This is a genomic window from Acinetobacter sp. C26M, from assembly GCF_023702675.1.
Lineage (GTDB): Bacteria > Pseudomonadota > Gammaproteobacteria > Pseudomonadales > Moraxellaceae > Acinetobacter.
In genome coordinates this window covers 1,756,923-1,780,703 of record NZ_CP098478.1, presented here as the reverse complement: position 1 = coordinate 1,780,703, position 23,781 = coordinate 1,756,923, and the positions used below count along the sequence as shown (strand labels likewise).

The window sequence follows — 23,781 nt, the reverse complement described above, 5'->3', positions numbered from 1 at the left end:
ATAAATTCACTCACTGGAGTGAAAAAGCACTCAAATATTGACTTGTAATTCTACATTTGGATTTTGAAACTTTATTCCTTTTTTCAGGTTTTCGTACATCTGAACATCACTCCATTCAGCCTGTACTTGCTCTGAAAATACGATTTGATCCAGACTCAATGAACCCATTTGCTCGTTATCAATATCTTCTTGAAAACTCTGTGCATAACCCGTATCTGTTTCATGCACAATAACAGAGTAAACTTCAACATCACCCTCACCGTTTTGAGTTGTGGTTGAGTTCAATACCTGCTGAGCAAGATAAAAGAAAATACGCGAAAACTGTTCAGCTGACGGCGAAACTGGTAAAGCAATCCAACGTGCGCTAAATGTTTTACATGCGTCAATATAAGCAGCATCATCTTTCTGCCAAAAACAGATTGCATGATCAAAACTATCATACAACTCTTTGATAACACCTTTTAACAGACCGAAGTCATAGACCATTTGCCCATGATCTAACTTTGACGCTTTTAATAATAATTCAACTTTATAACTATGCCCATGAATCGAACGCTTACAACGATCCGATGTACAGTTACGTACAATATGAGCATTTTCAAACTTAAATAATTTACGAATTAACATGCACCAAGCTAATCTTTTATCTGCAAACGAATTTTATTATAAAGCAAAAAAACAAGCATTGGGATTGATTTTAAATCTTGTCACCATTTGATAACTCAATAAAGAATATCACTCAAATGGCGAAAGACTCCTAGAATAAACAAATACTTGCTTATCTTTTCGGGCTAAAGAGCTCGTAAACTGCCGTTTTCGTTCGCTTAAAACAACTTCAATTTGAGCAGTGAAATAATTAGATTTACTGTCAAGAAAAGTTGCAGCATCCGTTTTGCTTTGTTCTTCTATTCCAGAAAAGGCACTTAATTTCCATAAATCATCGACATTATTGAAATAAGTCAAATTGGCTTGTTTGGTTTTCAACTCCTGCTCCACAGCCTTAACATCAACTTTCGGATCAATACTGGCAAGCAATAATGCGGGTGCTGTGTTCATATTTACTTTGGTCTGTTCAGGCAACGCTGTGACATAAGGCTTAATTAAATCGTAATTTTTACCTTCAAACCCTTTTACCAATTTCAACTCCTCAACACTGTGAAACTTAGTATTCGGTGCTAAATATGCAGGATCCAAACCTTGGTAATAATTACTCTCAGCGCCCATTGCCCCTGTTGTTTCATCATTCACATCTTGCCAGTCAATCACTGCCTGACTCAATTCTGCGGGCAACCCAACTCGTTGCAACAATTTTTCAAACCAACGCCGAGCCGAATCATCCACTTGACTACCATCTGCTTTAACCAAATTATTAAGATTAAACTTCCCTGATTCATCCAATAAACGCCCAGAAACAGAACCATCCTCAACTGGGAACGGTGGCATCGGTTTTGCCCAGTTTTCCTGTAAATGATCAATCGTACCGCCATTATCGCTGTCTTGAATAAGCAACTCAGAAAAGAAAGCTTCCGCACTTTTTGCATACAGTAAAGATTGATCTTGGCGCATCAAATACCCAGTATTTTCAGAGGTATTGGTCTGTCGTTTAGCAATGGTCGCAGCAAGAATCGTTGCTAAAGCAACCATGACCAGAATAGTTAATAATGCAATGCCACGCTGAGCAACTCCATAACGTTGAGCTTTTTTAATCACTGGATATCGCCTCTTGCTCATTGTGGTGAAGATTCAGTACGATCTTGTGAATTAGATCCATCCTTATTATTAGGTGGATTTGTGCCCCCACCTGCGCCATTTGAATTTCCTATAGACTGCAAATATACCTGTGTATTTAGCAAACTATAGATCCATTCATAATCCGTACCCGCAACAGTTAACTGTATCTTTATGCCTAGCGGTAATTTTTTTAGCTCAGCAATATTGCTTGGATCATTATTTTCTGGCCATTGCGTCAATTCTTGTGGGTTCAAAACCATCACTTTAAACTGATCTACATTTTCCAATAGCGTACTTGAGACAGGTTGCACACGATTCGGGATATTAAGATTTGAGTATTTCAATCGATACACTTTTTTCTGTGTAGAATCATAGCGATATTCAATACGCTCATAAGGAGATAAACCCTGCTTCAATGGGTCGGAAACACCTGCCTTACTAAATACGAAGCTTTGATCATTCAATACAACAGCTGCTTGTAACTGTCTTCCATCATTTGCTGTCAAAGGTATAATCTGCAAACTATCTCTCAATACTTGTTGATATGCATCCTGCAGGGCAAATAGATGCATTTCATGCTCGGCATTACGATCTTTTACCTTTAACAAATAATCAAAAACTTTCCACCCCAACATGGAAAGCACAGCAAAGATTGCAATTGCAACCAACAATTCCACCAGGGTAAAGCCTGAATGAGGTGAAGAAGACCTGTGCTTAGAATTATATTTCATTGCGTTCTAGCTTTTGCAGGATAGTTAAAGAACACAAGATTGGTAACACCCGCCTCGACCTTACCTTGTTCATTATTAAATAAGCTGACTTGCAGCTCGATACGTTGGATTTTCGGGCTAATAGTAGATTGGGCTTTTTTATCAATCTGCCAGGTTTCGCCCTGAGAAGTCACTTGCTTTGACTGCGTTCCTTCTAACCATTCCTGATTAATTTCCATCAACGCAACTTCATTCATTCCTACAAATTGTGCTTTAGTCCGTAAGATCGCATTCGAAGTTGACTGTGTGTACTGCATTGCGACTTTGGTCAACGCGATTGCAGCAACCGCAAAAATTGCGAGGGCGACCATCACTTCGAGTAAGGTAAATCCTGAGCGAGGATTAGTGAAACAACGGTTCACCTGAGCGCAAGACGAAGAGCTATGCTCAAAGTAAACACGATTAAATCGAGCATAGCTCGATCGTGTCGCAAGGCGAGAAGCTATGCTTCGAGTTGCATGATTAGTGAAACAACGGTTCACCCTGAGAAGCCTAGCTTCGCAAGAAGACGAAGAGCACTTATCTGAGTTTTTAATTTTCATTTATTTTACCCAAGTGATCTAGCTCCAACTCATGACCAATTGGTTGTTGCTCATAATAGAACTGAATCCGAACAGGTTTCACTTCACCATTGCCAAACCAAATCAATTGTGGTGCCTTACCACCTAATAGGTCTTCATTTTTAGCTTTGCTATAATTTGCTGTATCCAAGCTTTGAATGCTTAGAGACACACGATCTGGTAATTGACGGGTTTTAAATTCTTTATATACTTGCCAAGTTCGATCTGCTTGTTGAATCTGCTCTCGACTTTGATCGTGATATTCAAACAAGTTATAACTAAATGGTGCAACATCAGTTGCATTTTGAGTATTTAAAGCAAAAACCTTGGCCTGATCAGTTGCTTCTTTATTAATCTTTTTTAGATCAAGAATAAACATTTCCCTGGCTTGCATTGCTCGGCGTTGATCAACGCCACCAATATTCAAGACCACCAATGATGCCATGATGGTCATAATAACAATCACCACCATGATCTCAATAAGCGTAAAACCTGTTTGTAATCTCTGTGGTGATTTCATTCTATTCTCAACTATGGAATAGCATGTTCAAGCAGCTTCGGTAATGCTAAAGCTTGCTCTATATAGGCAACACGTAATGTATCTCGTGAACCCAAATAACGCTGATAGAAACTCGAATTTAAAATAACTGCCGCACCATAAGTCAACGACCAAATCGACGCAAGATAGTCGCGTGTTGTCATCGTACTATTGATACCCAATAAATAGCTTTCTGTCATACGAATAATGATACGCAAACGCTGTCTTCGTACTTTATACAGCTCACTGAATAGTAATTGAATACCCTGCCCAGTGGTTGAAAGACGTTCCTCAATTTGGTGAAACAACGCTGTGCGCTCAGGATGATGTAAATGATGCAGCATAAAGAAAGCCAAATGCTCTGGAAAAGCCTTTTCGGTATCCTGAATCATTTCAAGCAACATGCGCTCATTACGGATAATAAGCAGCATATATAATTCATCTTTACTTTGAAAATGCTTATATAAAGTACCTTTTGCTAGATCCAGCTCTGCTGCGAGGGCATCTAGCGTCATGCCCGCTTCACCATTTTCTAATAGGAGTTGCTCCGCGATTTGAAAAATTAATACTTCTCGTGCTCTGAACTGAGCTTGACGATCCATTTTCACGTAATAACTCTCTTTCCTAGTACAACTAAACCGTTTATTTCAAATTTAAGAGATTCTCAAAATTTTGCGTTGTAATCATGCCAATCTCTTCAACCGATTTATCATATACATCACTTAGCGCTTTTGCTACAAAAGGAACATATTTCGGTTCATTGGTTTTACCACGATACGGTACTGGCGCTAAATAAGGACTATCCGTTTCGATGAGCAAGCGATCAAGCGGCACCTGTTTGGCCACATCACGCAAGTCCTGCGCATTTTTGAAAGAGACAATACCTGAGAAAGAAATATAATAACCGCAATCTAGCACAGCCTTTGCAGTTTCCCAGTCTTCTGTAAAACAATGCAGAATGCCATGTGTAGATTGCTCTGCACGAATGATATCTACAGTATCGTGCTTTGCAGCTCGCGTATGAACCACTACAGGCTTTTTAACGATTTTCGATGCTTCAATATGACGTGCAAAGCAACGTTTTTGTTCAGCAACAAAATCAGTACTGTGATAATAATCTAAGCCTGTTTCACCCAAAGCCCACACTTTGTCTGACTGAGCAAGGTTGACGAGATAATCCGTTGTAGCACGTGCCATGATGTGCTCATCTTCACAAGGATGTACACCCACCGAATAACCGACATCATCATGTCGGGTTGCAATTTCTGCCAATTTAACATGATCTTCCAGATCAACTGAAATCCCCATGAATTTAGATACACCAGCAAGTCGAGCTTGTTCAAGTGCTTGATCCAAATCCCCTTGATAAGGACTTAGATCTAACATGGTTAAATGGCAATGCGTATCAACAAACACTCTTTCTTCCTATTTTCTTTACAACTACATGGTATAGCTTGGACGATCCAAACCTTTCATACCCGCTAATAACTTTTCAGCTTCATTTTTATAATAGACGCCTTTTTCACCCGCCAACTGGATCGCAAATCCTTGTGGCTTAAAATGTGTTTGTTTATGTGAAATCCAGATCACTTTACCTGTCAACGGAATCTTTTGTGATTGCTCAGGTAGGGTTGCCAACACAAATACTTCTTGACCAATTTTCACCGCTTGTTTAGTCGGTACAAACAGACCGCCACCAACAACAAACGGCATATAGCTTGATTGTAATGTTGTTTTATCAGGAATATTAACCTGTATAATTCCGCCCATCATTTGTGGTTGCATAACATTCCCCTGTTAAAATTTAATAAATTAAAGCACCAAAAACCCTACACCATTGATAAATCTAAAAAATATCATTTCTATTGATGATTTTCACAGAATTCTCTTTGGCTACCGTTCAAATAAAGATCTAAATATGATTTATCGCTTGATTATAGAAAACATTCTAACAAACAACAAATAATGTTTTAACAAAAGCCTTATAAAACAGCCAATCGACTTTTTATCCATACAAGTCATATATTCTAAAAATAATTCTTGAAACCTATATGACAACTCAACATCAATGATCCAATAGATGGCGTTCAAGGATGTATAAAGTGCTGTTTAGAAATAAAAGGATAACTCAACTTCAGAATTTATCTGATAGAAACGCTATCCTCAGCTAAATGCTAAATTGATTGTATGAGAGTAATGCTGTTACTCGTTTTTTGATGATTGTAAAAAATTCGATGAAGTTACAGCATTTGTAGAGCCGGTTACAGATGTCGAAAATAACCTATTGTAGCCGCAAGAGAGACATTTGAATGAGATATAGCAAGGCAGGCTCACTATATCTCATGATATTGATTATTACTTTGTTGCTTTAACAATTTCAGCTTTATCAAATGAGAACCAGCATTCGCCTTGGGTCGCCCATTTTGATTCTGTTGTGCCTAATACACCAGTAACTACTATTCGATCACCGACTTTTAAATTGCTAATTTTGTCTGTATTTACTTTTAAATCATCTCGGGTTAACCCTTGCCCTTTACACTTTCCATTAGTTGGATCCTTAAAAATAATCGCAATCTGGTTTTGAGAAATAATTTCACCTGTTTTAGTAATACGTGTAATGATTCCAGGAACTTCAAGACGCTGTGAATCCCACTTTCTTTTTGCGGTAATCTCATTTTGCTGCCAATCTTTCCATATTTCAGATAAAGTTGCCTTCTTTGCTGGTCCTAAACCGCGAAAGTCACCACTCAATATATCTCCAGTTTTATTCAGTATCCCATCCGTTGCAGACATAGCCGAATCTAATGTCTGACAACCACTCAATGAAAGAAAGCTTAAAGCGACTAAAAGTGTTTTTATTTGCATATCAAAATTCCCTAAGCAAGGTAGTAAAATCTATGTGAAAAAATAACATATTTATTTATAGATGTGAATTTTTAACATCCTTGCCAAGAAAAATTTTCCCAAAAAAAGCCGCCCTTGTGGGCGGCTTGTTTGTCGATAGTCAAATTTTCTATTTCTCAGTACATTTATAATCAAAATCTAATGTGCTAATCATTCGATCTGTATCCTTTGAAATCACTGAAATATTACTGACCCCAGCCTCAATATAAAACTTACCACTGAACTGATTTGGTACTGAGCCTTGAGCATGATTAAAAGAATAGCTATAAACACATTCATATGCCTGAGAACCAATATTGGAGGCTTTAATCGCAAACGAGGAGCCATTAATATTGGATACAAATTTTGGTTCGGCCATTGCAATGCTTGGAATCACCATAAATGATAAAGCAATCGCGATAAATATTATTTTCATCTCTATAATCCTTATTTTTTAATATTATTGTGAAGTAACTCACATTTTATATACTTTTAATCAAGATTAAATAGATGCGAACAATTTATATACAAAAGAAATGATTATATATAAAACAAATACCTAGGTTAAAAAAGAACATACTTATATAAATTATAATTTAAGTATATTTTAATATTTACTTAATTAACATTCATTAATTGAATAAATAATTCATCAAGAACCAATTGAGTTTGTACGTTTTGCTCAATCATTAACTTTTTCTGCTGTAAGTTTGAATAGAATGTAAAAAGCTGCTCTAAACTATAAAATTCAGAAAGCTGCTTAAAATCCAAATCATCATTTTTTAACGATTGATTCAATTTTAAGTTCACGATATCAGCTAAAAGATATTCAAACATCGTGATAAATTCTGAAAAATTTAATTCCTTAGACCACTTATTTGAGTAATTTAGAGGCATATTCTTTTCAGCAACTAACTTCAACCAATCATTCAAGAATAACCCCCTTTTTTGTAGCCAAGCACTCTTTTCAATTTCAATCGCAGTCAAAGGCATATCATTGGCAAGGTTTAGCAATAATGATATTTGCTGAGTCGAAATCTCAGGAATTTGCTGTTGTACAAATGTTTGTGCATCTTGGATTGTCAAGCGGTCTAAAGCGAAGTGTTGTAATCGGCTTCGAATTGTTGCTGGAAGTTTTAAATAGTGGTCCGCAAGTAAAATCAATACTACCTTCTCACCAGGCTCTTCCAAAGTCTTTAGCAAGGCATTAGCAGATGCTGTGTTTAATGCTTCTGCGGGTTCAATCACGACAACGCGCCAGCCTTCCCCTGTTTGCTGCACAAACGGAAGTAGATCCCGTATTTTTTCAATTTTAATTTTGGCATTCTGTTTTTTATTATCTTCATCCGTAGTGATATGCACATAGTTTGGATGTGTATCGGACTTCAACCATTGACAGCTGGTACATTCACCACAAGCTTGCTGTGCTTGCTTATTCAAACACAATACCCAAGCAACAAAGCGTTCTGCAAACTCTTTCTTTGCACAACCTCTCTTCCCATAAAATAAAAGCCCATGCCCAAGCTCAGGAAACCGGGTGGTTAATAATTCCCATGTTTGTGCATGCCATGGATAAATCTTTGTTGACTGAGTATCGACCATCATCTTATTCAAACAAACTCACAGACATTGCATTTAATCGATCTAGATCCGCTTGCGTATCAACACCAGGTGGCAAGTTTGCTTCGGCAACAGCAATGGCTATACGATGACCATTTTCTAGTACGCGAAGTTGCTCTAAGCTTTCCAATTTTTCAAGCTGTCCCTGTTCCCAAGTAACATACTCTTGTAACAATTTGACGCGATAGGCATATAAACCTAAATGACGAAAAGCTTGATTATGTAGTTGCTGTTCAGCCTGTTTAGCTCCATCACGATCATAGGGAATGGTTGCACGACTAAAATACAATGCCTCATTACGATTACTCATCACCACTTTAACGATACTATCGCGTTGAAACTCTTCAAGCTGATGAATGGGTTCACATAAGGTAGACATCGCACACTGCGGATGATCAGTCAGGAGCTGACTCACCTGCTGTACAAGTTGTGCAGGAAGTAAAGGTTCATCTCCTTGGACATTCACGATAATATCGTCTGCTGACCAGCCTTTAATTCGAGCGACTTCACTTAGGCGGTCTGTACCCGATGGATGATTTGGGTTTGTTAAAACCACATTAACACCTTCAGCACGACAAACCTCTGCAATACGCTCATCATCCGTAGCAACACAAAGGTCATCGAAACCAGCAACTTTCTTCGCTTGATCGACCACACGTAAAATCATTGGACGACCATGAATGAGGAGTAATGGTTTTGCAGGTAAACGAGAACTCGCAAAACGAGCTGGAATGACAATATGTTTCATGGTCGCTCTCTAAGAAAATTGAATACCAAGGTGCTGCAATTGTTGTTTCAACATCTCATAACAATCAGCTGATAAAACAGCCTCAACGGGTACCACCCAAATTGGGGTAGTGAATTCAGGATGTTGCTTTAATAGGGTTTTAAACTTTACGGCATCTTTTTCCGTAGTAATAATGGCATCATGGTTTTCAAATGTTAAATCATCAATTTCATAATCATGATGGTCTGGAAATTCATGCGCCTGATATTGCTGTACACCCAAAGATGCTAATGTTTGATAAAAGCGCTGAGGGAAACCAATTCCAACAACAGCATTGAAATATTGGCTGTGATCAAACCAATTTGTATCTATATTTGCATTTAAAAGATAAGGCTGACCAACCGCTAAATGCATATTTCTTTGTGCTTGCGCAATTTTAGTATGCTCAATAACCGTACTTTCGCTTAACCGTGACTTAGGTTCGCGCAAATAACCTTCTGGTAATAGTTTCTCATTGCCTAAACCACGATTTTGATCTAACACAATCCATTCAATCTGACGCGCCAAAGCCCAATGCTGCAAACCATCATCGCTAATGATCAGATCTAGCTGTTCATTTTCCAACAACAACTCGATAGATGCTTGACGATTAGGGCCCACAGCCATTGGCACATGAGTAGATTGAACAATCAGACAAGGCTCATCACCAGCAGTATCTGGCTCAGTGATTTGAGTTACTAAAAGTGGAAATGGACCTTCACCACCATAACCTCGGCTAATTACACCCACTCGTACATTGTGTTGTTGTAAGTACTTGACTAATTGAATCAGCAGTGGCGTTTTACCACTCCCGCCTACGGTAATATTTCCAATCACCATAACAGCTACAGGCGCTTTATATACAGGTTTAATCCCATGTTGATAAAGCGCTTTATTCACACAAAAACCAAATCGGTATAACCATGACAATGGGCGCAACACCACCAACCACGAAGCTTGCTCATTCCAAGCATCCTGAAGACGCTGCGCCATCGACATGCTTAGTTTTCCTCGAAATTACGTTGATGCAATTGATAATACATACCATGTTTTGCTAAAAGTTCAGCGTGTGTGCCTTGCTCAATAATCTGCCCTTTATCCATGACTACAATCAGATCTGCATTTTCAACCGTAGACAGGCGGTGTGCAATCACGATCGTCGTGCGGTCTTGCATAGCTTTATCAAATGCTTGTTGAATAAAGTATTCTGATTCATTATCAAGCGCACTGGTTGCTTCATCTAAAATCAGGATTGGAGAGTCTTTTAAGATTGCTCTAGCAATTGCGATACGTTGACGCTGACCACCAGAGAGATTCAAACCTTGAGCACCAAGAATGGTGTCATAACCTTGTGGCAAGTTCATGATAAAGTCATGCGCATAAGCTGCTTTAGCTGCAGCAATGACTTGCTCATCACTTGAATCTTGTAATTGACCATAAGCAATGTTATCTCGCACAGAACGATTAAATAACACAACTTGCTGATTCACTGTCGCAATTTGAGAACGTAAATACGCCAGTTCAATTTCCTGAACTGGAATACCATCAAAGTAGATTTGACCTTCGCTCAACTCTTGGAAACGTGGCAGCATATTGACTAATGAAGTCTTGCCCGCACCCGAACGCCCAACCAAAGCAACGGTTTGACCCGCTTTAATGTCTAAAGAAAAATCTTTGATTGCATGCGTACCATCTTCATAGCGTAAGTTTGCATGATCGAATTGGATATTACCCTTTAACGCTGGTCTGAGTTGGCCATTATTCACTTCTTCAGGCGTATCCAACAACTCAAACACTGAATGTGCAGCGGCCAAACCACGTTGTAACTTTTCATTGATATCAGTCAAATTCTTTACAGGCTTAGAAATTAAACCAGCAGCTGTAATGAATGAAATAAACTCACCCGCAGAAGTATCACCGAAAACCTGTGGACGTAATGCAAGCCAAAGAATGATCGCCATTGCCATCGACAATAAAAGCTGAATGATCGGGCTATTAATATTTTGCACCACCACCATTTTCAAACCGCGACGTAAATTCTCTTCAGACGATTTATAAAAACGTTTCTGCTCAAATTCTTCGCCAGTAAAGCTTTTTACCACTGAGTTTGCAGTAATCGTTTCTTGTACAACATGGTTTACATCACCCATGGTATTTTGTACTTGGATAGACAATTTCCGCATTTTCTTCGATGCGATTCGAACCAATATCCCAATAAAAGGCATGAAAACCACAATACACAGGGTCAATCGCCAATTGGTATAGAGTAGATAGCTCAACAAGCCGATAACAATCAAGCCATCTTTGATCAAGGTCTGTAAAGATTCAGATGAAGCAGCTGTTAACTGTTCGACGTTGTACATTAGCTTTGCGCTGATGTGACCTGCACTGTTATCAAGATAATATTGAGCTGGCAATCTTAACAATTTTGCATAGACTTCCTGACGGATGCTAAAAACCAAACTACGTGAAATAACAGCGGAAAAATAACCACCGAGAAATAGACCGACTCCACGAAAGAACATTAGCAAAACGATCAGTGCCGGAAACCAATCTAGATTGGTACGGCTACCTTCTTGAATGGCGTCAATAATGTATTTCAGCAACTTCGCGACAGAAACTTCCGTCGCGGCGTTGATTCCAAAACCAAGCAAGACTAATAAGGCAACGCCCCAATAAGATTTTAAATACGATATTAAACGGACATAAACCTTAAAATCCTGATTCACTCAGTAAAACCTCTTGTTGGAACTTTGGTGCTGATATTAACGTTAACAAAACCGAGTTGGCCTGCCACATCCATTACACGAATTACGTCTTGATGAGCAGCTTTGGCATCAGCAGCAATAATAAACATAAAATCACGACGATCTTGAGCAACTTGCTTAATCGCTGCACTTAAGTCTGCAATATCTTTGCTTGATAACGCTTGACCATTCACAGAATAATGCCCTGTGGAGTCTACCATGATTTCAATTTTGTGATCGAATTGTTTAGGTGGGACACCCTGCGCATCTGGTAATGTCAAGTTGATACGACTTTGTTGGCTAAATGTCGTAGATAATAATAAAAACACCAAAATAAATAACATACAGTCAATCATTGGCGTCAAATTGATATGAATATCTTCAACTTGAGAGCGTTTAAACTTCATGTCTACACCTCTGCTTAACTTGCGCGACGGTGTTCTTGTGCATGAGCTGCTTTTTTATAGAAAAGCGCAGCATGAAACAAGGTAGATTGTTGCTCTAATTCAGCTATATATTCATGTACAACACGCTGGAAATAACGGTATGCAATCATTGCTGGGATGGCGATCAGCATACCGACAGCTGTTGTAATTAAAGCTTTGGAAATACCAGGCATCATCATACTGGCATTACCAGCAGAACCCACATCTATCACCAAAAACGACTCAATAATTCCAAGAACAGTACCAAGTAATCCCAGTAAAGGAGCGATTGCACTCAAAGTGCCTAAGAAATTGATATTTTTTTCGAGATGGCTGATTTCTTGAGACGCAGTTGCTTCCATCTGCGCACGAGCAAACTGCTCACCTTGGTCTTGATGATCAAAACCTGCTTTTAAAATACGACCAAGCGGACTTTCTACTGCATCATCTTTTTGTAAACGGGCAATCACTGATTCAACATCAGAACCATTAACCAGTAGCGCTTGCGGTAAAACTTGTGACCGTTTCAAACGAATGTATCGTTCAAGTGTAATAGCAACCGTAAAAATTGATGAAAGAATTAGGGGCAGCATTAACCAACCACCCGCTTTCACAAGTTCCCACATATTATTCCCCAATAATATTTAAACTATAAAAGGATGGATCAGGATTCATTGATCACTCATACAGATTTGAAAAGCAATTAACAAATCCATCCTTAATATTAGTTAGGTAAACAAATATTGAGGATTCCATCCAACTCATCCAATGAGTGGTAATGAATGACCATTTTCCCTTTACCTTTTTGATTATGGTCAATTTTCACATTTGCTCCGAAACGTTCTGATAGTTTCTGAGTCAATTGTTCAATATCTGGAGAAATCTGAGCCTTTTCCTTTTCAGGCTTTGGTTCACTCCACTCACGAACTAACTGTTCAGTTTGGCGTACAGACAAACCTTTTTCAATCACGATTTGCGCAACTGCAATTTGATCTTTTGCCTTGAGCGTCAGAATCGCACGGGCATGTCCCATGTCAATCTGACCTTGTTGTATTAAGTCTTTAATCGGATCAGCCAAGCTCAACAATCGCAACAAATTACTCACTGTTGTACGTGCCTTACCTACCGTATCTGCAATTTCTTGATGACTTAAACCAAATTCATCATGGAAACGTTGCAATGCAACAGCCTGATCAATCGGGTTCAAATCTTGACGTTGAATATTTTCAATTAATGCCAAAGCAATTGCGACTTGGTCATTTAAATCACGCACAATGGCAGGAATTTCAGTTAATCCTGCCAATTGAGCTGCACGCCAACGACGCTCACCTGCAATAATTTCGTAAGGATGCTGCTCATCATCCACAGGACGGATCACAATCGGCTGCATCACACCATGTTTTTCAATTGATGCTGCAAGCTCTTGTAAATCCTGCTCTTGGATAAAACTACGCGGCTGGTATTCACCACGTTTTAATAAGTTGACATCAATTTGCTTGAGTTGGCCATGATCCAAGGCTTGTGCTTCAAGTTGCAATTTCTCTTTTTGAATTGAACCCAATAGCGCATCTAAACCACGACCTTTAGCCAATCCGCGTTTTTTGATGCTCATACAGCACTTCCTTTTTTCACTTTACTTTTCTTCAACATTTCTGCGGCTAAGTTCAAATATGCAATCGCACCTTTGGAACTCTTTTCAAAATAGATTACAGGCAAACCATGAGCTGGTGCTTCAGCCAAACGAATATTTCGAGGAATCACCGTTTCATATAACTTTTTACCAAAATATTGCTCTAACTCAGCAGACACATCACGGGTCAACGCATTACGAGCATCATACATGGTACGTAATACCCCAACGATTTCCAAGTTTGGATTAAGGGCTTTTTGTATACGGTCAATCGTTTGTGTCAGATCAGCCAACCCTTCCAAAGCATAGTATTCACATTGCATCGGAATAATCACACCATTCACGGCAGCCAAAGCATTCACAGTGATTAGACTTAAACTTGGCGCACAATCAACAATAATATAATCAAATGCAGCATCTACTTCTTGTAAAGCATTCTTCAGAATGAACTCACGCCCTTCCTGCTCAGCAATCGCAAGCTCAACACCCGCAAGCTCTCGGTTTGCACCTAAAACTTTATAACCAACTTCTGCTTTTTGAATCGCAGTTTCAATTGGCACTTCACCCAACAACACATCTGTAACTGAATAAAGTAAATCGTTCTTTTGAATACCAGACCCCATGGTGGCATTCCCTTGCGAGTCCATATCGACCAACAAGACACGTTTTTTCAAGATCGCCAAAGAGGCAGCAAGATTGACTGCTGTCGTGGTTTTTCCCACACCACCTTTTTGGTTTGCAATCGCAATAATTTGAGCCATGACTACCCTTAATATTTTTTATTGAATACGTTGAAGTAAAAGTAAATGACGCTGTTCATCCAATCTTGGCACACGCAGTTCAATAATCTTACATGAATACTGATCTTTCATCTGCTCAACTTCATCCTCTGGGATTAAGCCTTTCATTGCAGCAATAATACTCTGTTCATGCATATAAGGTTGTGCTGCATCTACAAAATCGGTCAATGAAGCAAATGCTCGACTTGTAATGACATCGAACTGACCAAGTTCTCCAATGCTGTCTTCATTTTCAACACGTGTTTGAACTGCAATTACATTCTTCAGCTTTAGGTCAGCAATAAATTGCTTCAAGAAACGAATCTTTTTCCCATTCGAATCTAATAGTACACAAGAACGTTCTGGTTGGCATAATGCAATGATCATGCCCGGCATACCACCGCCCGTGCCCACATCTAATAAACGACCTTGGGGCAAATCATTTAAGATACTTAAACTATCTAATAAATGTTTAACCAACATTTCTTTCGGCTCGCGGATCGCCGTTAAATTATATGCTTTATTCCATAGCACTAGCGCATCTTGATATTTCAATAAGAGTGTTAGGGCTTCTTCACTTAGGTTAAGACCTAAAGCTTGGCTACCTTGCTTTAATTCTTGAAAAAAAGGATGCATAACAGTGCGACATCTCGATAAACTTGCTGTGCAGTATACCGATTTCTGATACAAGGCACAGCAGGACTTGTTGAACGATTATGCAGTTAAACATTTACAAGCATGATAAACTGCACAATCCTTTAAGTTTTTGTCTTTTCTTATGCAAATCACAGATAGACAAAGCATTTTTTATTATGCAAATGCGCCCTGCTTGATTTGTTGATCAAGCTGCTCCAAACGCTCAGGTGTACCCACATCGACCCAAATCCCTTGCAACTTTTCAGCTGAAACTTGCTGCTGCTGCATGGCTTGCTTCAACAATGGCGCTAAAGGTCGCTTGCCATTTTCCAAACCAGCGAACATCTGTGGTGCCAATACTGCAACACCACTATAAGTTAATGCTTCGCCAAGTTGATCTTGCTCAAAAGTATAAGCCAAATCATTGGACAAGATAAAATCACCTTTCAAATGCTGAGGCGGATTCTCTACCAGTACCAAATGAGCTTGCTTATCTTCCAACTGAACATTCAATAACGAAGAAAAATCCATTGTGGTCCAGACATCACCATTAACTAAGATAAAAGGCTCATCACCCAACAATGGCAAGGCATTAATAATACCACCTGCTGTTTCCAAACCTTCACCTTCGTGTGACCATAAAATAGTTACACCAAATTGAGAGCCATCACCTAAAGCAGCAGCAAGTTTTTCACCCAACCAAGCAGTATTAATCACAATCTCGGTAATGCCTATTTTTTGCAACTTCTCAATATGCCACACAATCAGTGGCTTACTACCAACTTCCAATAAAGGTTTTGGCGTATGTAAGGTTAACGGTCGCATACGATTACCAAGACCTGCAGCAAGGATCATTGCTTTCATTATGCTACAACCTCGTAATCACCATATTTTTCAATAAACTTCGGCATCACAATGTCACGAATGAACTGCATAAAGTCATTCAGCTCATCATAAGCTTGGCTTTCTTCAAGTAAATACCACATCACACGCGGTAAGTCTTTTAAATAGCCTGATTTGCCATCACGTTCAAATAAGCGCACAAAGATACCCAAGATTTTCAGGTGACGTTGGATCGCCATCAGATCTGCATCTCGTTTGAACTGCTCAAAACTGCGGTTTTGTTTCGCTGCTGCTGGCAATAAGTTATAGAACACTTCAAACCATGCGTAGACGCGCTCAGCATTCCACTGCACATAGGCATCACGCGTAATCGAGATAAGATCGTAAGTATCAGCACCGATCACAGCATCTTGGAAGTCAATTACACCAAGCTCTTGTTCATCTTCGATTTTCATTAAATTACGACTATGGAAGTCACGATGTACAATCACTTGCGGTTGATTAGTCGCCTCAATCGCAAGAAAATCAAATGCCTGCTCAATCGTTTCCAACTGCTGCTCTGTCGGCTGAATCTTTAATGATGGCAACATCCATTCTGTCAATAGACGCATTTCAGACATCAACTTCTCATAGGAATACACTGGTAATTGTGCATCACCATTGATCTGCTGCAATTCAATCAACTGCTTAAAACTTTGTGCATAATATTGATCAACCGTTTGATCATTAAGTAACGTTGACAAAACAACATCACCAAAATCTTCTAACAGCAGTAATCCCAAAGTTAAATCTTTAGCAACGATATGTGGTACGCGCACACCATGTTTATCAAAAAACTCATCGATGCTAACAAATGGAATACAATCTTCTTTTTCAGGGGGTGCATCCATGAGCATATATGTTTTGTTTTGTAACTTAATTCGCGCGTAGCGACGAAAGCTTGCATCTCCTGCCAAAAAGTTGATCTCAAATTGATCAGATTGGAGGGTGGCTTGAAGCCAAGTTTGTATCAATTGTTCACGTTGTGTATTCATTTGCAATAAAATCTAAAACTAGCTGAGATTTTGAAAGCTTAAGTGTAGCCACTTATCAACTTTTTCTCTATGATGCGACAATAATTAATTGTGAATTAGCGTATTGGTTAATGAGACAATGAAACATCAGTTTAAATTTAATCCTTTAGCAACAGCTATTTTGACACTCTTGTGTGGCGGCTCGATCCAATCCGGTTTCGCAGCACCAGCTGATGCTGTCTCTACGCTTGACAACAAACAGCTCAAAGCTGCGATTCGGCAGAATCAAGAACAGCAAAATCAAGAAAGTTATCCTGGGGAAAGTTTCTTCCAGCAATATTATGTAGACAAATCTGCACCTGAAGCTCAGTTGCGTGATAATCGTTATTTTAGCTCTTCATTTTGCCAAGGAACTTGGGTCACCCCGATTAATCCTGAAGCAAAAGCGGGTGATGCAAGCACAACCACTTCAGTACTCACTGCAGATTACGGGCATTACAACCCAACAGGTGATTCTGTTCTGCAAGGCAATGTTGTGATTGACCAAGAAGGTCGTACTATCCGTGCAGACCAAGTCACAATCGACTCTACACAAACTTATGCCAATGCAGAAGGTCGCGTGCAACTTGCACAGTCAGGTCTGCTTTCTCAAAGTGATGCAATTAACTATAACTTAAAGACACAAACAGGTGATTTAAACAATAGTTTCTATATCTCAGAACAGCAGCATGCACATGGTCATGCCAACCAGATTAAACGTGCAAATGAAAATTTAGTTATTTTTAAAGATGCAAGCTACACGGCCTGCCCACCTGAACAAAAACCAGCATGGAAAATTCAGGCCAAAGAAATTGAATTAAACCAAGATACAGGTCGTGGCGTAACTCGCAACACAAAACTCTATATCAAAGATGTGCCTGTACTGGCTGTACCTTACTTCAATTTCCCGATTGATGACCGACGTACCACAGGTCTACTCAGTCCCAATTTTGGTTATAGCAATGATGGTGGTGCGCAATTAGTCACCCCTATCTATCTCAACCTTGCACCCAATTACGACCTCACACTTACACCAAGCTATATGAGTAAACGTGGTCCAAAGTTAGATGCAGACTTTCGCTATATGACTGAAAACTTTGGTGCAGGTCGTATCTGGGGTGGCTATATAGCAAGTGACAATCAATATGGCGATGAAGCACGTGATGATCTTCATTTTATTCACAATTGGCGAATCAACAATCAATGGTCAACCAATTTAGAATATAACTACGCTTCTGATAAAGATTACTTTGCAGACTTTAACAACAATCCAAACACAAGAACGGATTTAAATTTACGTCGTGCTTGGGAACTTAACTATCAAAATGGAATTCCAGGTCTAAGAGCCCAGTTAAAAGTTGAAGACTTCCAAACATTAGACAAAACCATTCCTGATGCTAATAAGCCATATGCACGCCTTCCACAGTTTTTATTAAACTACGTTACTGGCGACCCACAAGGTCTACAATATGAGTTTAATAATGATACAGCTTATTTTAAAAAATCAATCAACGACCAATCTGCTCTCGAATCGAGTGGTACACGTGTCTATAACCAATTTGCAGTGCGCTATAACTACTTAACGCCTTCTTGGTTTTACGCAATTCCAGAAGTTTCCGTTCGCAGTATTAATACTTTTTACGACCAAGATACAAGAGCAAATCTTGGATCCGACAACCAAGAAAAATCCGTCGTTGTCCCTCAGTTCACACTTGCTACTGGTGTAACTTTCGAGAAAGACGGCAAATACTTACAAAGTATTTCCCCTCGTGCTTTCTATGCATACTCGCCATACAGAAATCAAGATGATCATCCAAACTTTGATTCGACTACAGCATCAGTCAACTATGACCAACTGTTCAACCCATATCGTTTTTATGGACATGACCGTTTAGATGACAACAATTTCTTATCACTTGGCGTCACTTATAGCCTACTTGATACAGAAGGTTTAGAACGAATTAAAGCAAGTGTTGGACAAAGTTACTATTTTAGTGATCGTCGAGTAAGTTTAACTGGAAAGCTTGATGACTTTGATACGCAACGTCGTACAGGTCCAATTGTTAGCCTATCAAGCCAACTGAATCAAAACTTTACCATTTCCTCGAATGCTGCTTGGATGTCTGATGGTGACAATGCGCAACGAGATTTCCAAGCCTACTATACAGGCGATAAAGGCAATCTTTATAACCTAGGTTACTTTTACAGAAAGAAAATTACTGACCGTCAAGACTCTTATGATCAAGTTGTTGCATCCTTTATACAACCTGTAAAAGACAATTGGCGTATTATGGGTCATGCTCAATACGATATAGACAACAACGTGATGCGTGAATATTTACTTGGTGTAAATTATGAGTCTTGTTGTTGGGCTGTTTCGGTATATGGTCGCTCTTACTATAACGATCTGGATGATCCAAACGCTCCAGACGTTCGCAAAAAGAATGCGGTTATGGCTGAATTCACCCTAAAAGGCCTTGGTGCTTTAAACAACAAGCTTGCCTCTCTCCTAGAAAACAGAGTTTTAGGTTTCAACAAAATTAATCAATCTTGGACACAACGTTAATGAAGATAAAACCTTTTCAACATATCTTTAAAGCGACTGTTCTCGCTGCCCTAATTTCTTCATCAATGCAAAGCTTTGCACAACCTACGGATGAGGTTGTTGCAATTGTAGATAGTAGTGTCATTCTTAAAAGTGATTTAGAACAAGGGATTGCTGAAACAGAACACCAGTTAAAAGCACAAAATAAAACTGTTCCACCTCAACAGTATTTACAAATGCAAGTACTTGATCAACTCATCATTCGTCAAGCGCAATTAGAACAAGTAAAGCGTTATGGCATTAAACCTGATGAAAAGAGCTTAAATGCTGCTGTATTAAAAGTTGCAAACCAATCAGGTGCAAATACACTTGAGGCATTTCAACAAAAACTGGATGCAATTGCACCAGGCACTTATGAAAATTTGCGTAACCGTGTTGCAGAAGATTTAGCAATTGGTCGTTTGCGTCAACAACAAGTTATGTCACGTATTAAAATCAGCGACCATGATGTTGAAAACTTTTTAAACTCCCCTGAAGGTCAAGCTGCATTAGGCACTCAAGTTCATGTCATTCACATGCGTATTTCAGGTGAAAATAGCAACGAAGTACAGCAAGTCGCTCAGCAGGTAAAACAATCTCTCACAACAAGTGACGATACAAAATCGATTAGCTCTAAGCTATCAACAGCTTCAGTGAAAGTCGACGGTGCAGACATGGGTTTCCGCTCACTCTCAGAGATTCCTACAGAACTTTCAGCACGTATTGCCCCACTTCAAGTTGGACAAACAACTGAGCTGATCAATGTACGAGACGGAATACACGTATTAAAGTTGTTAGAACGCAAACAGAATGATCAAAAAGCACTAGTCCCTCAATACAAGACACGCCATATTCTGATTCAACCTTCAGAAGTAGTAAGCCTAGATCGTGCCAAACAAATGATTGATAGTCTCTATAATCGTGCTAAAGCTGGTGATGACTTCGCAACCCTTGCAGCAACCTATTCAAATGATACAGGCTCTGCACGTGATGGCGGTAGCTTAGGTTGGGTAAGCCCAGGCGTAATGGTACCTGAATTTGAAAAGGTCATGAAAGAAACCCCTGTTGGGCAAATCAGTAAGCCATTCCAAAGTCAATTCGGTTGGCATATTTTACAAGTCACGGATACACGTGAGCAGGATATGACCAAAGAAGTTCAGGAACGTATGGCACGCCAAATCTTAGGTGAGCGTCAGTTTGATACCGAAGTTGATAGCTGGATGCGTGAGCTTCGCGCGAATGCCTATGTCGAAATCAAAGATGCCAACTTAGATTCTAAAGCACAACAGAAATAAACCAGCTTAATAAAAATGCCAGCAATCCGCTGGCATTTTTATTTTCAAAATTTATCATTAAAAAAAAATAGTGGCAGTTGCCACTATTTTTTCATATTACAAATTAATTATTTGTAACGATCAACCATTTTCTCTAAAGAAATTGGACGAATCTTATCTGCATTACCTGATGTACCAAAAGAATTATAACGATCTACACAGATTTGCTTCATTGCTTCAACAGTTTCACCAAAGAATTTACGCGGGTCAAATTCACTTGGTTTCTCCGACATCATACGACGCATTGCGCCCGTCGAAGCCAAACGTAAATCGGTATCAATATTGATCTTACGCACACCATGTTTGATCGCTTCTACCAGCTGATCTACAGGCACGCCATAAGTTTCTTTAATATCACCACCGTATTGGTTAATGATCGCTAACCACTCTTGTGGAACAGAGCTTGAGCCATGCATCACAAGATGTGTGTTTGGCAATGCAGCGTGGATTTCTTTAATACGGTCAATTGCCAAGATGTCGCCCGTAGGTGGACGAGTAAACTTGTATGCACCGTGTGAGGTACCGACAGCAATCGCTAGGGCATCAACATTAGTATCCGCAACAAATTGAGTCGCTTCTTCAACAGAAGTTAAGAGTTGAGAGTGGTCAAGTACACCTTCTGCACCGACACCATCTTCTTCACCAGCCATACCAGTTTCAAGGCTACCTAAGCAACCAATCTCACCTTCAACTGAAACACCACATGCATGCGCCATAGCGACAACACGACGAGTTACGTCAACATTATAGTCATATGAAGTTGGTGTTTTACCATCCGCACCTAACGAACCATCCATCATCACTGAGCTGAAGCCCAACTGAATCGAACGTTGGCAAACATCAGGGCTAGTACCATGATCTTGATGCATTACCACTGGAATATGTGGCCACTCTTCAATCGCAGCTAAAATAAGATGACGTAAGAATGGTGCACCCGCATATTTACGCGCACCAGCCGAAGCTTGCACGATAACAGGTGAATTCGTTGCATCCGCAGCGAGCATGATTGCGCGCATTTGTTCTAAGTTGTTTACGTTAAACGCTGGTACGCCGTAGTTATGTTCTGCAGCGTGATCCAAGAGCTGGCGCATTGAAATTAGAGCCATAATATCCTCCCAGGTAATGCGGCATATTCTACATGCTGATCTATTTCAATTCAGCAACTAATCACAGTAATTATAAAAAAATCTTTAATCTTTTGTGCAATTTGAGTTGTAATTCTTATTAAATAATCAAAAAGGCCAAATCACAAAGTAATTTGACCTTTTCCAAAACACATATCTAGATCGCAAATGAACTAAATAAAACGAATTAGGGCTTAACAGTAACCCTCTAAACGCGTTAATGGTAATTTTTTACCAATCGCTTTTTCAATTTCAGGTAAATAGAATGCATCATCTTCCGACAAGAAACTGATACTCACACCTTGCGCACCAGCACGCCCAGTACGACCAATACGATGCACATAATCATCAGACTGTTCAGGCAAGGTAAAGTTAATCACATGTGAAACACCATCCACATGAATACCGCGCCCTGCCACATCGGTTGCGATCATTATATTATTCTTGCCTTGCTTAAACTGCTCAAGCATTTTCAAACGCTTGTCTTGAGCAATTTCCCCCGATAGCATCCCAACCTTATAGCCATCACGCTTTAAGTGATCATACAAACGACGCACCTGATCTCGACGATTTGCAAAGATCATTACTTTATCAATTGGCTCTTCACGCAAAATATCTTGCAATAACTTATATTTGTCTTGTTTAGCAACCACATAAACACGTTGCTCAACGTCATTATTGGTTTTTTGCTCAGGCTCAATCTCTACCGTTACAGGCTCAAATAGCCACTGACGTGCAAGATTTAAAACATCATAGCTAAATGTTGCAGAGAACATTAAAGTTTGGCGCTGTTCTTTAAATGGTGAAAAGCGAACAATTCTTTTGACCGATGGAATAAAGCCCATATCTAACAATCGATCTGCTTCATCAATCACCAAAAATTCGATTTTATCCAACCAAACTTCTTTTTGCTCCACAAAATCGATCAAACGACCTGGTGTTGCAACAATGATATCAACGAAGTTGCGATCCAACATTTTCTTCTGCTTGTCAAAATCTACACCACCCAATAAGGTTACTAAGTGAAGGTTTGAAAACTTGGTTAATGCTTGTGCATCACTTTCAATCTGTAATGCCAACTCGCGTGTCGGTGCCAAAATTAACGCACGTGGCTCACCACGAAAGCGTTGCTCCTGAACTGGATTATTAAGTAGATCATTGATCACACTAACCAAAAAGGCAGCTGTCTTTCCTGTGCCTGTTTGTGCTCGACCAATAGCATCATGCCCTGCTAATGTATATTTTAAAACCTTTTGCTGAATCGGGGTCATTTGTGAAAAACCCAAAGCATCAATCGCTTTCTTCAACTGCGGATGTAAATTTAAGGTTTCAAAACCAGATGTCATATATGCTCTCGAACCATCAACGACCAAAATAAAGTCGTTATTATAAACCATAAAAAACAAAAACGCCCCAATAACATTGGGGCGTTTTTTTATTGCATTAAGGCAACAAATTAGTCTAAAGGCTGAACGTTTTCAGCTTGGAAACCTTTTTGTCCTTGAACAACACTGAATTCTACGCGTTGGCCGTCACGTAAAGAACGGTGGCCATCACCCATAATTGCGCGGAAATGAACAAATACGTCATCACCACCATTACGCTGAATAAAACCAAAGCCTTTAGTGTCGTTAAACCACTTTACTACGCCTTGTTCACGAGCTGTCATAAGTCAATCCTCAGATATTGAAAGATAAGGACCTTCCGGTGTTGCAAACAGCAGAGCCAACAAGGTTTTAAAATATTTATAATTTTAAAG

At 39.4% G+C, this 23,781-nt stretch carries 26 protein-coding genes; 2 read left to right on the top strand and 24 right to left on the bottom strand.

Annotated features, from left to right (window positions below; all coding sequences use genetic code 11):
- Positions 1-30 precede the first annotated feature (30 nt).
- From NDN11_RS08030 to NDN11_RS07930, 21 genes are all read right to left on the bottom strand, one after another.
- Positions 31-627: a 6-pyruvoyl trahydropterin synthase family protein gene (locus NDN11_RS08030; protein WP_251111331.1), complete on the bottom strand. Its 597-nt coding sequence runs from the start codon at positions 625-627 to the stop codon at positions 31-33.
- Positions 628-735: 108 nt separating this feature from the next.
- On the bottom strand, positions 736-1,710 hold the full coding sequence (gene gspK / locus NDN11_RS08025; RefSeq protein WP_251111330.1) for a type II secretion system minor pseudopilin GspK: 975 nt from the start codon (positions 1,708-1,710) through the stop codon (positions 736-738).
- Between the two features lie 17 nt (positions 1,711-1,727).
- The gene (gene gspJ / locus NDN11_RS08020; RefSeq protein WP_251111329.1) at positions 1,728-2,462 is read right to left on the bottom strand and encodes a type II secretion system minor pseudopilin GspJ; all 735 of its coding nucleotides are present in this window, start codon (positions 2,460-2,462) and stop codon (positions 1,728-1,730) included.
- Positions 2,459-2,812 (bottom strand): type II secretion system protein, encoded by a 354-nt coding sequence (locus NDN11_RS08015; protein WP_228284319.1) that lies wholly within the window; start codon positions 2,810-2,812, stop codon positions 2,459-2,461. The genes gspJ and NDN11_RS08015 overlap by 4 nt, the downstream gene beginning before the upstream one ends.
- A gap of 220 nt (positions 2,813-3,032) precedes the next feature.
- A complete protein-coding gene (locus tag NDN11_RS08010) occupies positions 3,033-3,581 on the bottom strand; it encodes a pilus assembly FimT family protein (protein WP_167246751.1) in 549 nt (182 codons plus the stop codon).
- A gap of 11 nt (positions 3,582-3,592) precedes the next feature.
- Positions 3,593-4,201, bottom strand: coding sequence for a TetR/AcrR family transcriptional regulator (locus tag NDN11_RS08005; RefSeq protein WP_167247831.1), 609 nt, complete (start codon positions 4,199-4,201; stop codon positions 3,593-3,595).
- A 40-nt stretch (positions 4,202-4,241) separates the two neighbouring features.
- Complete coding sequence (locus NDN11_RS08000) at positions 4,242-5,015, bottom strand: TatD family hydrolase (protein WP_251111328.1); 774 nt, start codon at positions 5,013-5,015, stop codon at positions 4,242-4,244.
- A 24-nt stretch (positions 5,016-5,039) separates the two neighbouring features.
- On the bottom strand, positions 5,040-5,384 hold the full coding sequence (locus tag NDN11_RS07995; RefSeq protein WP_167246747.1) for a PilZ domain-containing protein: 345 nt from the start codon (positions 5,382-5,384) through the stop codon (positions 5,040-5,042).
- A 570-nt stretch (positions 5,385-5,954) separates the two neighbouring features.
- Entirely contained in the window at positions 5,955-6,464 is a 510-nt protein-coding gene (locus NDN11_RS07990) for a hypothetical protein (protein WP_005212666.1), read from the bottom strand.
- A 148-nt stretch (positions 6,465-6,612) separates the two neighbouring features.
- Positions 6,613-6,918: a hypothetical protein gene (locus NDN11_RS07985; protein ID WP_167246745.1), complete on the bottom strand. Its 306-nt coding sequence runs from the start codon at positions 6,916-6,918 to the stop codon at positions 6,613-6,615.
- A gap of 182 nt (positions 6,919-7,100) precedes the next feature.
- Positions 7,101-8,084 carry a DNA polymerase III delta subunit-related protein gene (locus NDN11_RS07980; RefSeq protein ID WP_251111516.1) on the bottom strand — a complete coding sequence of 328 codons (984 nt, stop codon included), beginning with the start codon at positions 8,082-8,084 and terminating at the stop codon, positions 7,101-7,103.
- Between the two features lie 4 nt (positions 8,085-8,088).
- Positions 8,089-8,850, bottom strand: a complete 762-nt coding sequence (gene kdsB / locus NDN11_RS07975) for a 3-deoxy-manno-octulosonate cytidylyltransferase (protein WP_251111327.1) — start codon at positions 8,848-8,850, stop codon at positions 8,089-8,091.
- 9 nt (positions 8,851-8,859) lie between these two features.
- On the bottom strand, positions 8,860-9,867 hold the full coding sequence (lpxK, locus tag NDN11_RS07970) for a tetraacyldisaccharide 4'-kinase (RefSeq protein WP_251111326.1): 1,008 nt from the start codon (positions 9,865-9,867) through the stop codon (positions 8,860-8,862).
- A 2-nt stretch (positions 9,868-9,869) separates the two neighbouring features.
- Positions 9,870-11,597 carry a lipid A export permease/ATP-binding protein MsbA gene (gene msbA, locus NDN11_RS07965; protein WP_251111325.1) on the bottom strand — a complete coding sequence of 576 codons (1,728 nt, stop codon included), beginning with the start codon at positions 11,595-11,597 and terminating at the stop codon, positions 9,870-9,872.
- Positions 11,594-12,022, bottom strand: coding sequence for an ExbD/TolR family protein (locus tag NDN11_RS07960; RefSeq protein WP_251111324.1), 429 nt, complete (start codon positions 12,020-12,022; stop codon positions 11,594-11,596). Before NDN11_RS07960 ends, msbA begins: the two co-directional genes overlap by 4 nt.
- 14 nt (positions 12,023-12,036) lie before the next feature.
- A complete protein-coding gene (locus NDN11_RS07955) occupies positions 12,037-12,666 on the bottom strand; it encodes a MotA/TolQ/ExbB proton channel family protein (protein WP_167246735.1) in 630 nt (209 codons plus the stop codon).
- A gap of 98 nt (positions 12,667-12,764) precedes the next feature.
- Positions 12,765-13,652, bottom strand: coding sequence for a ParB/RepB/Spo0J family partition protein (locus tag NDN11_RS07950; protein WP_167246733.1), 888 nt, complete (start codon positions 13,650-13,652; stop codon positions 12,765-12,767).
- On the bottom strand, positions 13,649-14,431 hold the full coding sequence (locus NDN11_RS07945; protein WP_005294681.1) for a ParA family protein: 783 nt from the start codon (positions 14,429-14,431) through the stop codon (positions 13,649-13,651). The genes NDN11_RS07950 and NDN11_RS07945 overlap by 4 nt, the downstream gene beginning before the upstream one ends.
- 18 nt (positions 14,432-14,449) lie before the next feature.
- A complete protein-coding gene (gene rsmG / locus NDN11_RS07940; protein ID WP_004806608.1) occupies positions 14,450-15,085 on the bottom strand; it encodes a 16S rRNA (guanine(527)-N(7))-methyltransferase RsmG in 636 nt (211 codons plus the stop codon).
- 174 nt (positions 15,086-15,259) lie between these two features.
- Positions 15,260-15,949: an N-acetylmuramate alpha-1-phosphate uridylyltransferase MurU gene (gene murU, locus NDN11_RS07935; RefSeq protein ID WP_251111323.1), complete on the bottom strand. Its 690-nt coding sequence runs from the start codon at positions 15,947-15,949 to the stop codon at positions 15,260-15,262.
- On the bottom strand, positions 15,949-16,962 hold the full coding sequence (locus NDN11_RS07930) for an aminoglycoside phosphotransferase family protein (protein WP_167246727.1): 1,014 nt from the start codon (positions 16,960-16,962) through the stop codon (positions 15,949-15,951). Before NDN11_RS07930 ends, murU begins: the two co-directional genes overlap by 1 nt.
- Positions 16,963-17,080: 118 nt before the next feature.
- On the opposite strand from NDN11_RS07930, the gene NDN11_RS07925 reads away from it, so the two are divergent.
- Both NDN11_RS07925 and NDN11_RS07920 read left to right on the top strand, forming a co-directional pair.
- The gene (locus NDN11_RS07925; protein WP_167246726.1) at positions 17,081-19,546 is read left to right on the top strand and encodes an LPS-assembly protein LptD; all 2,466 of its coding nucleotides are present in this window, start codon (positions 17,081-17,083) and stop codon (positions 19,544-19,546) included.
- Positions 19,546-20,859, top strand: a complete 1,314-nt coding sequence (locus NDN11_RS07920; protein ID WP_251111322.1) for a peptidylprolyl isomerase — start codon at positions 19,546-19,548, stop codon at positions 20,857-20,859. The genes NDN11_RS07925 and NDN11_RS07920 overlap by 1 nt, the downstream gene beginning before the upstream one ends.
- Positions 20,860-20,966: 107 nt before the next feature.
- Here NDN11_RS07920 and fba read toward each other — a convergent pair whose 3' ends face one another.
- The 3 genes from fba to NDN11_RS07905 form a co-directional block, all read right to left on the bottom strand.
- A complete protein-coding gene (gene fba, locus NDN11_RS07915) occupies positions 20,967-22,004 on the bottom strand; it encodes a class II fructose-bisphosphate aldolase (protein ID WP_167246722.1) in 1,038 nt (345 codons plus the stop codon).
- A 212-nt stretch (positions 22,005-22,216) separates the two neighbouring features.
- A complete protein-coding gene (rhlB, locus tag NDN11_RS07910; RefSeq protein WP_251111515.1) occupies positions 22,217-23,368 on the bottom strand; it encodes an ATP-dependent RNA helicase RhlB in 1,152 nt (383 codons plus the stop codon).
- A gap of 110 nt (positions 23,369-23,478) precedes the next feature.
- Positions 23,479-23,691 (bottom strand): cold-shock protein, encoded by a 213-nt coding sequence (locus NDN11_RS07905; protein ID WP_004653893.1) that lies wholly within the window; start codon positions 23,689-23,691, stop codon positions 23,479-23,481.
- Positions 23,692-23,781: the final 90 nt, after the last annotated feature.

Bases quoted from the DNA above. Each gene is read 5' to 3' on its own strand.
- NDN11_RS08030 (WP_251111331.1), bottom strand. From the start codon at position 627: ATGTTAATTCGTAAATTATTTAAGTTTGAAAATGCTCATATTGTACGT.
- gspJ (WP_251111329.1), bottom strand. From the start codon at position 2,462: ATGAAATATAATTCTAAGCACAGGTCTTCTTCACCTCATTCAGGCTTT.
- NDN11_RS08015 (WP_228284319.1), bottom strand. From the start codon at position 2,812: ATGGTCGCCCTCGCAATTTTTGCGGTTGCTGCAATCGCGTTGACCAAA.
- NDN11_RS08010 (WP_167246751.1), bottom strand. From the start codon at position 3,581: ATGAAATCACCACAGAGATTACAAACAGGTTTTACGCTTATTGAGATC.
- NDN11_RS08005 (WP_167247831.1), bottom strand. From the start codon at position 4,201: ATGGATCGTCAAGCTCAGTTCAGAGCACGAGAAGTATTAATTTTTCAA.
- NDN11_RS07995 (WP_167246747.1), bottom strand. From the start codon at position 5,384: ATGCAACCACAAATGATGGGCGGAATTATACAGGTTAATATTCCTGAT.
- NDN11_RS07990 (WP_005212666.1), bottom strand. From the start codon at position 6,464: ATGCAAATAAAAACACTTTTAGTCGCTTTAAGCTTTCTTTCATTGAGT.
- NDN11_RS07985 (WP_167246745.1), bottom strand. From the start codon at position 6,918: ATGAAAATAATATTTATCGCGATTGCTTTATCATTTATGGTGATTCCA.
- NDN11_RS07980 (WP_251111516.1), bottom strand. From the start codon at position 8,084: ATGGTCGATACTCAGTCAACAAAGATTTATCCATGGCATGCACAAACA.
- kdsB (WP_251111327.1), bottom strand. From the start codon at position 8,850: ATGAAACATATTGTCATTCCAGCTCGTTTTGCGAGTTCTCGTTTACCT.
- lpxK (WP_251111326.1), bottom strand. From the start codon at position 9,867: ATGTCGATGGCGCAGCGTCTTCAGGATGCTTGGAATGAGCAAGCTTCG.
- NDN11_RS07960 (WP_251111324.1), bottom strand. From the start codon at position 12,022: ATGAAGTTTAAACGCTCTCAAGTTGAAGATATTCATATCAATTTGACG.
- NDN11_RS07955 (WP_167246735.1), bottom strand. From the start codon at position 12,666: ATGTGGGAACTTGTGAAAGCGGGTGGTTGGTTAATGCTGCCCCTAATT.
- NDN11_RS07950 (WP_167246733.1), bottom strand. From the start codon at position 13,652: ATGAGCATCAAAAAACGCGGATTGGCTAAAGGTCGTGGTTTAGATGCG.
- NDN11_RS07945 (WP_005294681.1), bottom strand. From the start codon at position 14,431: ATGGCTCAAATTATTGCGATTGCAAACCAAAAAGGTGGTGTGGGAAAA.
- rsmG (WP_004806608.1), bottom strand. From the start codon at position 15,085: ATGCATCCTTTTTTTCAAGAATTAAAGCAAGGTAGCCAAGCTTTAGGT.
- murU (WP_251111323.1), bottom strand. From the start codon at position 15,949: ATGAAAGCAATGATCCTTGCTGCAGGTCTTGGTAATCGTATGCGACCG.
- NDN11_RS07930 (WP_167246727.1), bottom strand. From the start codon at position 16,962: ATGAATACACAACGTGAACAATTGATACAAACTTGGCTTCAAGCCACC.
- NDN11_RS07925 (WP_167246726.1), top strand. From the start codon at position 17,081: ATGAAACATCAGTTTAAATTTAATCCTTTAGCAACAGCTATTTTGACA.
- NDN11_RS07920 (WP_251111322.1), top strand. From the start codon at position 19,546: ATGAAGATAAAACCTTTTCAACATATCTTTAAAGCGACTGTTCTCGCT.
- fba (WP_167246722.1), bottom strand. From the start codon at position 22,004: ATGGCTCTAATTTCAATGCGCCAGCTCTTGGATCACGCTGCAGAACAT.
- rhlB (WP_251111515.1), bottom strand. From the start codon at position 23,368: ATGACATCTGGTTTTGAAACCTTAAATTTACATCCGCAGTTGAAGAAA.
- NDN11_RS07905 (WP_004653893.1), bottom strand. From the start codon at position 23,691: ATGACAGCTCGTGAACAAGGCGTAGTAAAGTGGTTTAACGACACTAAA.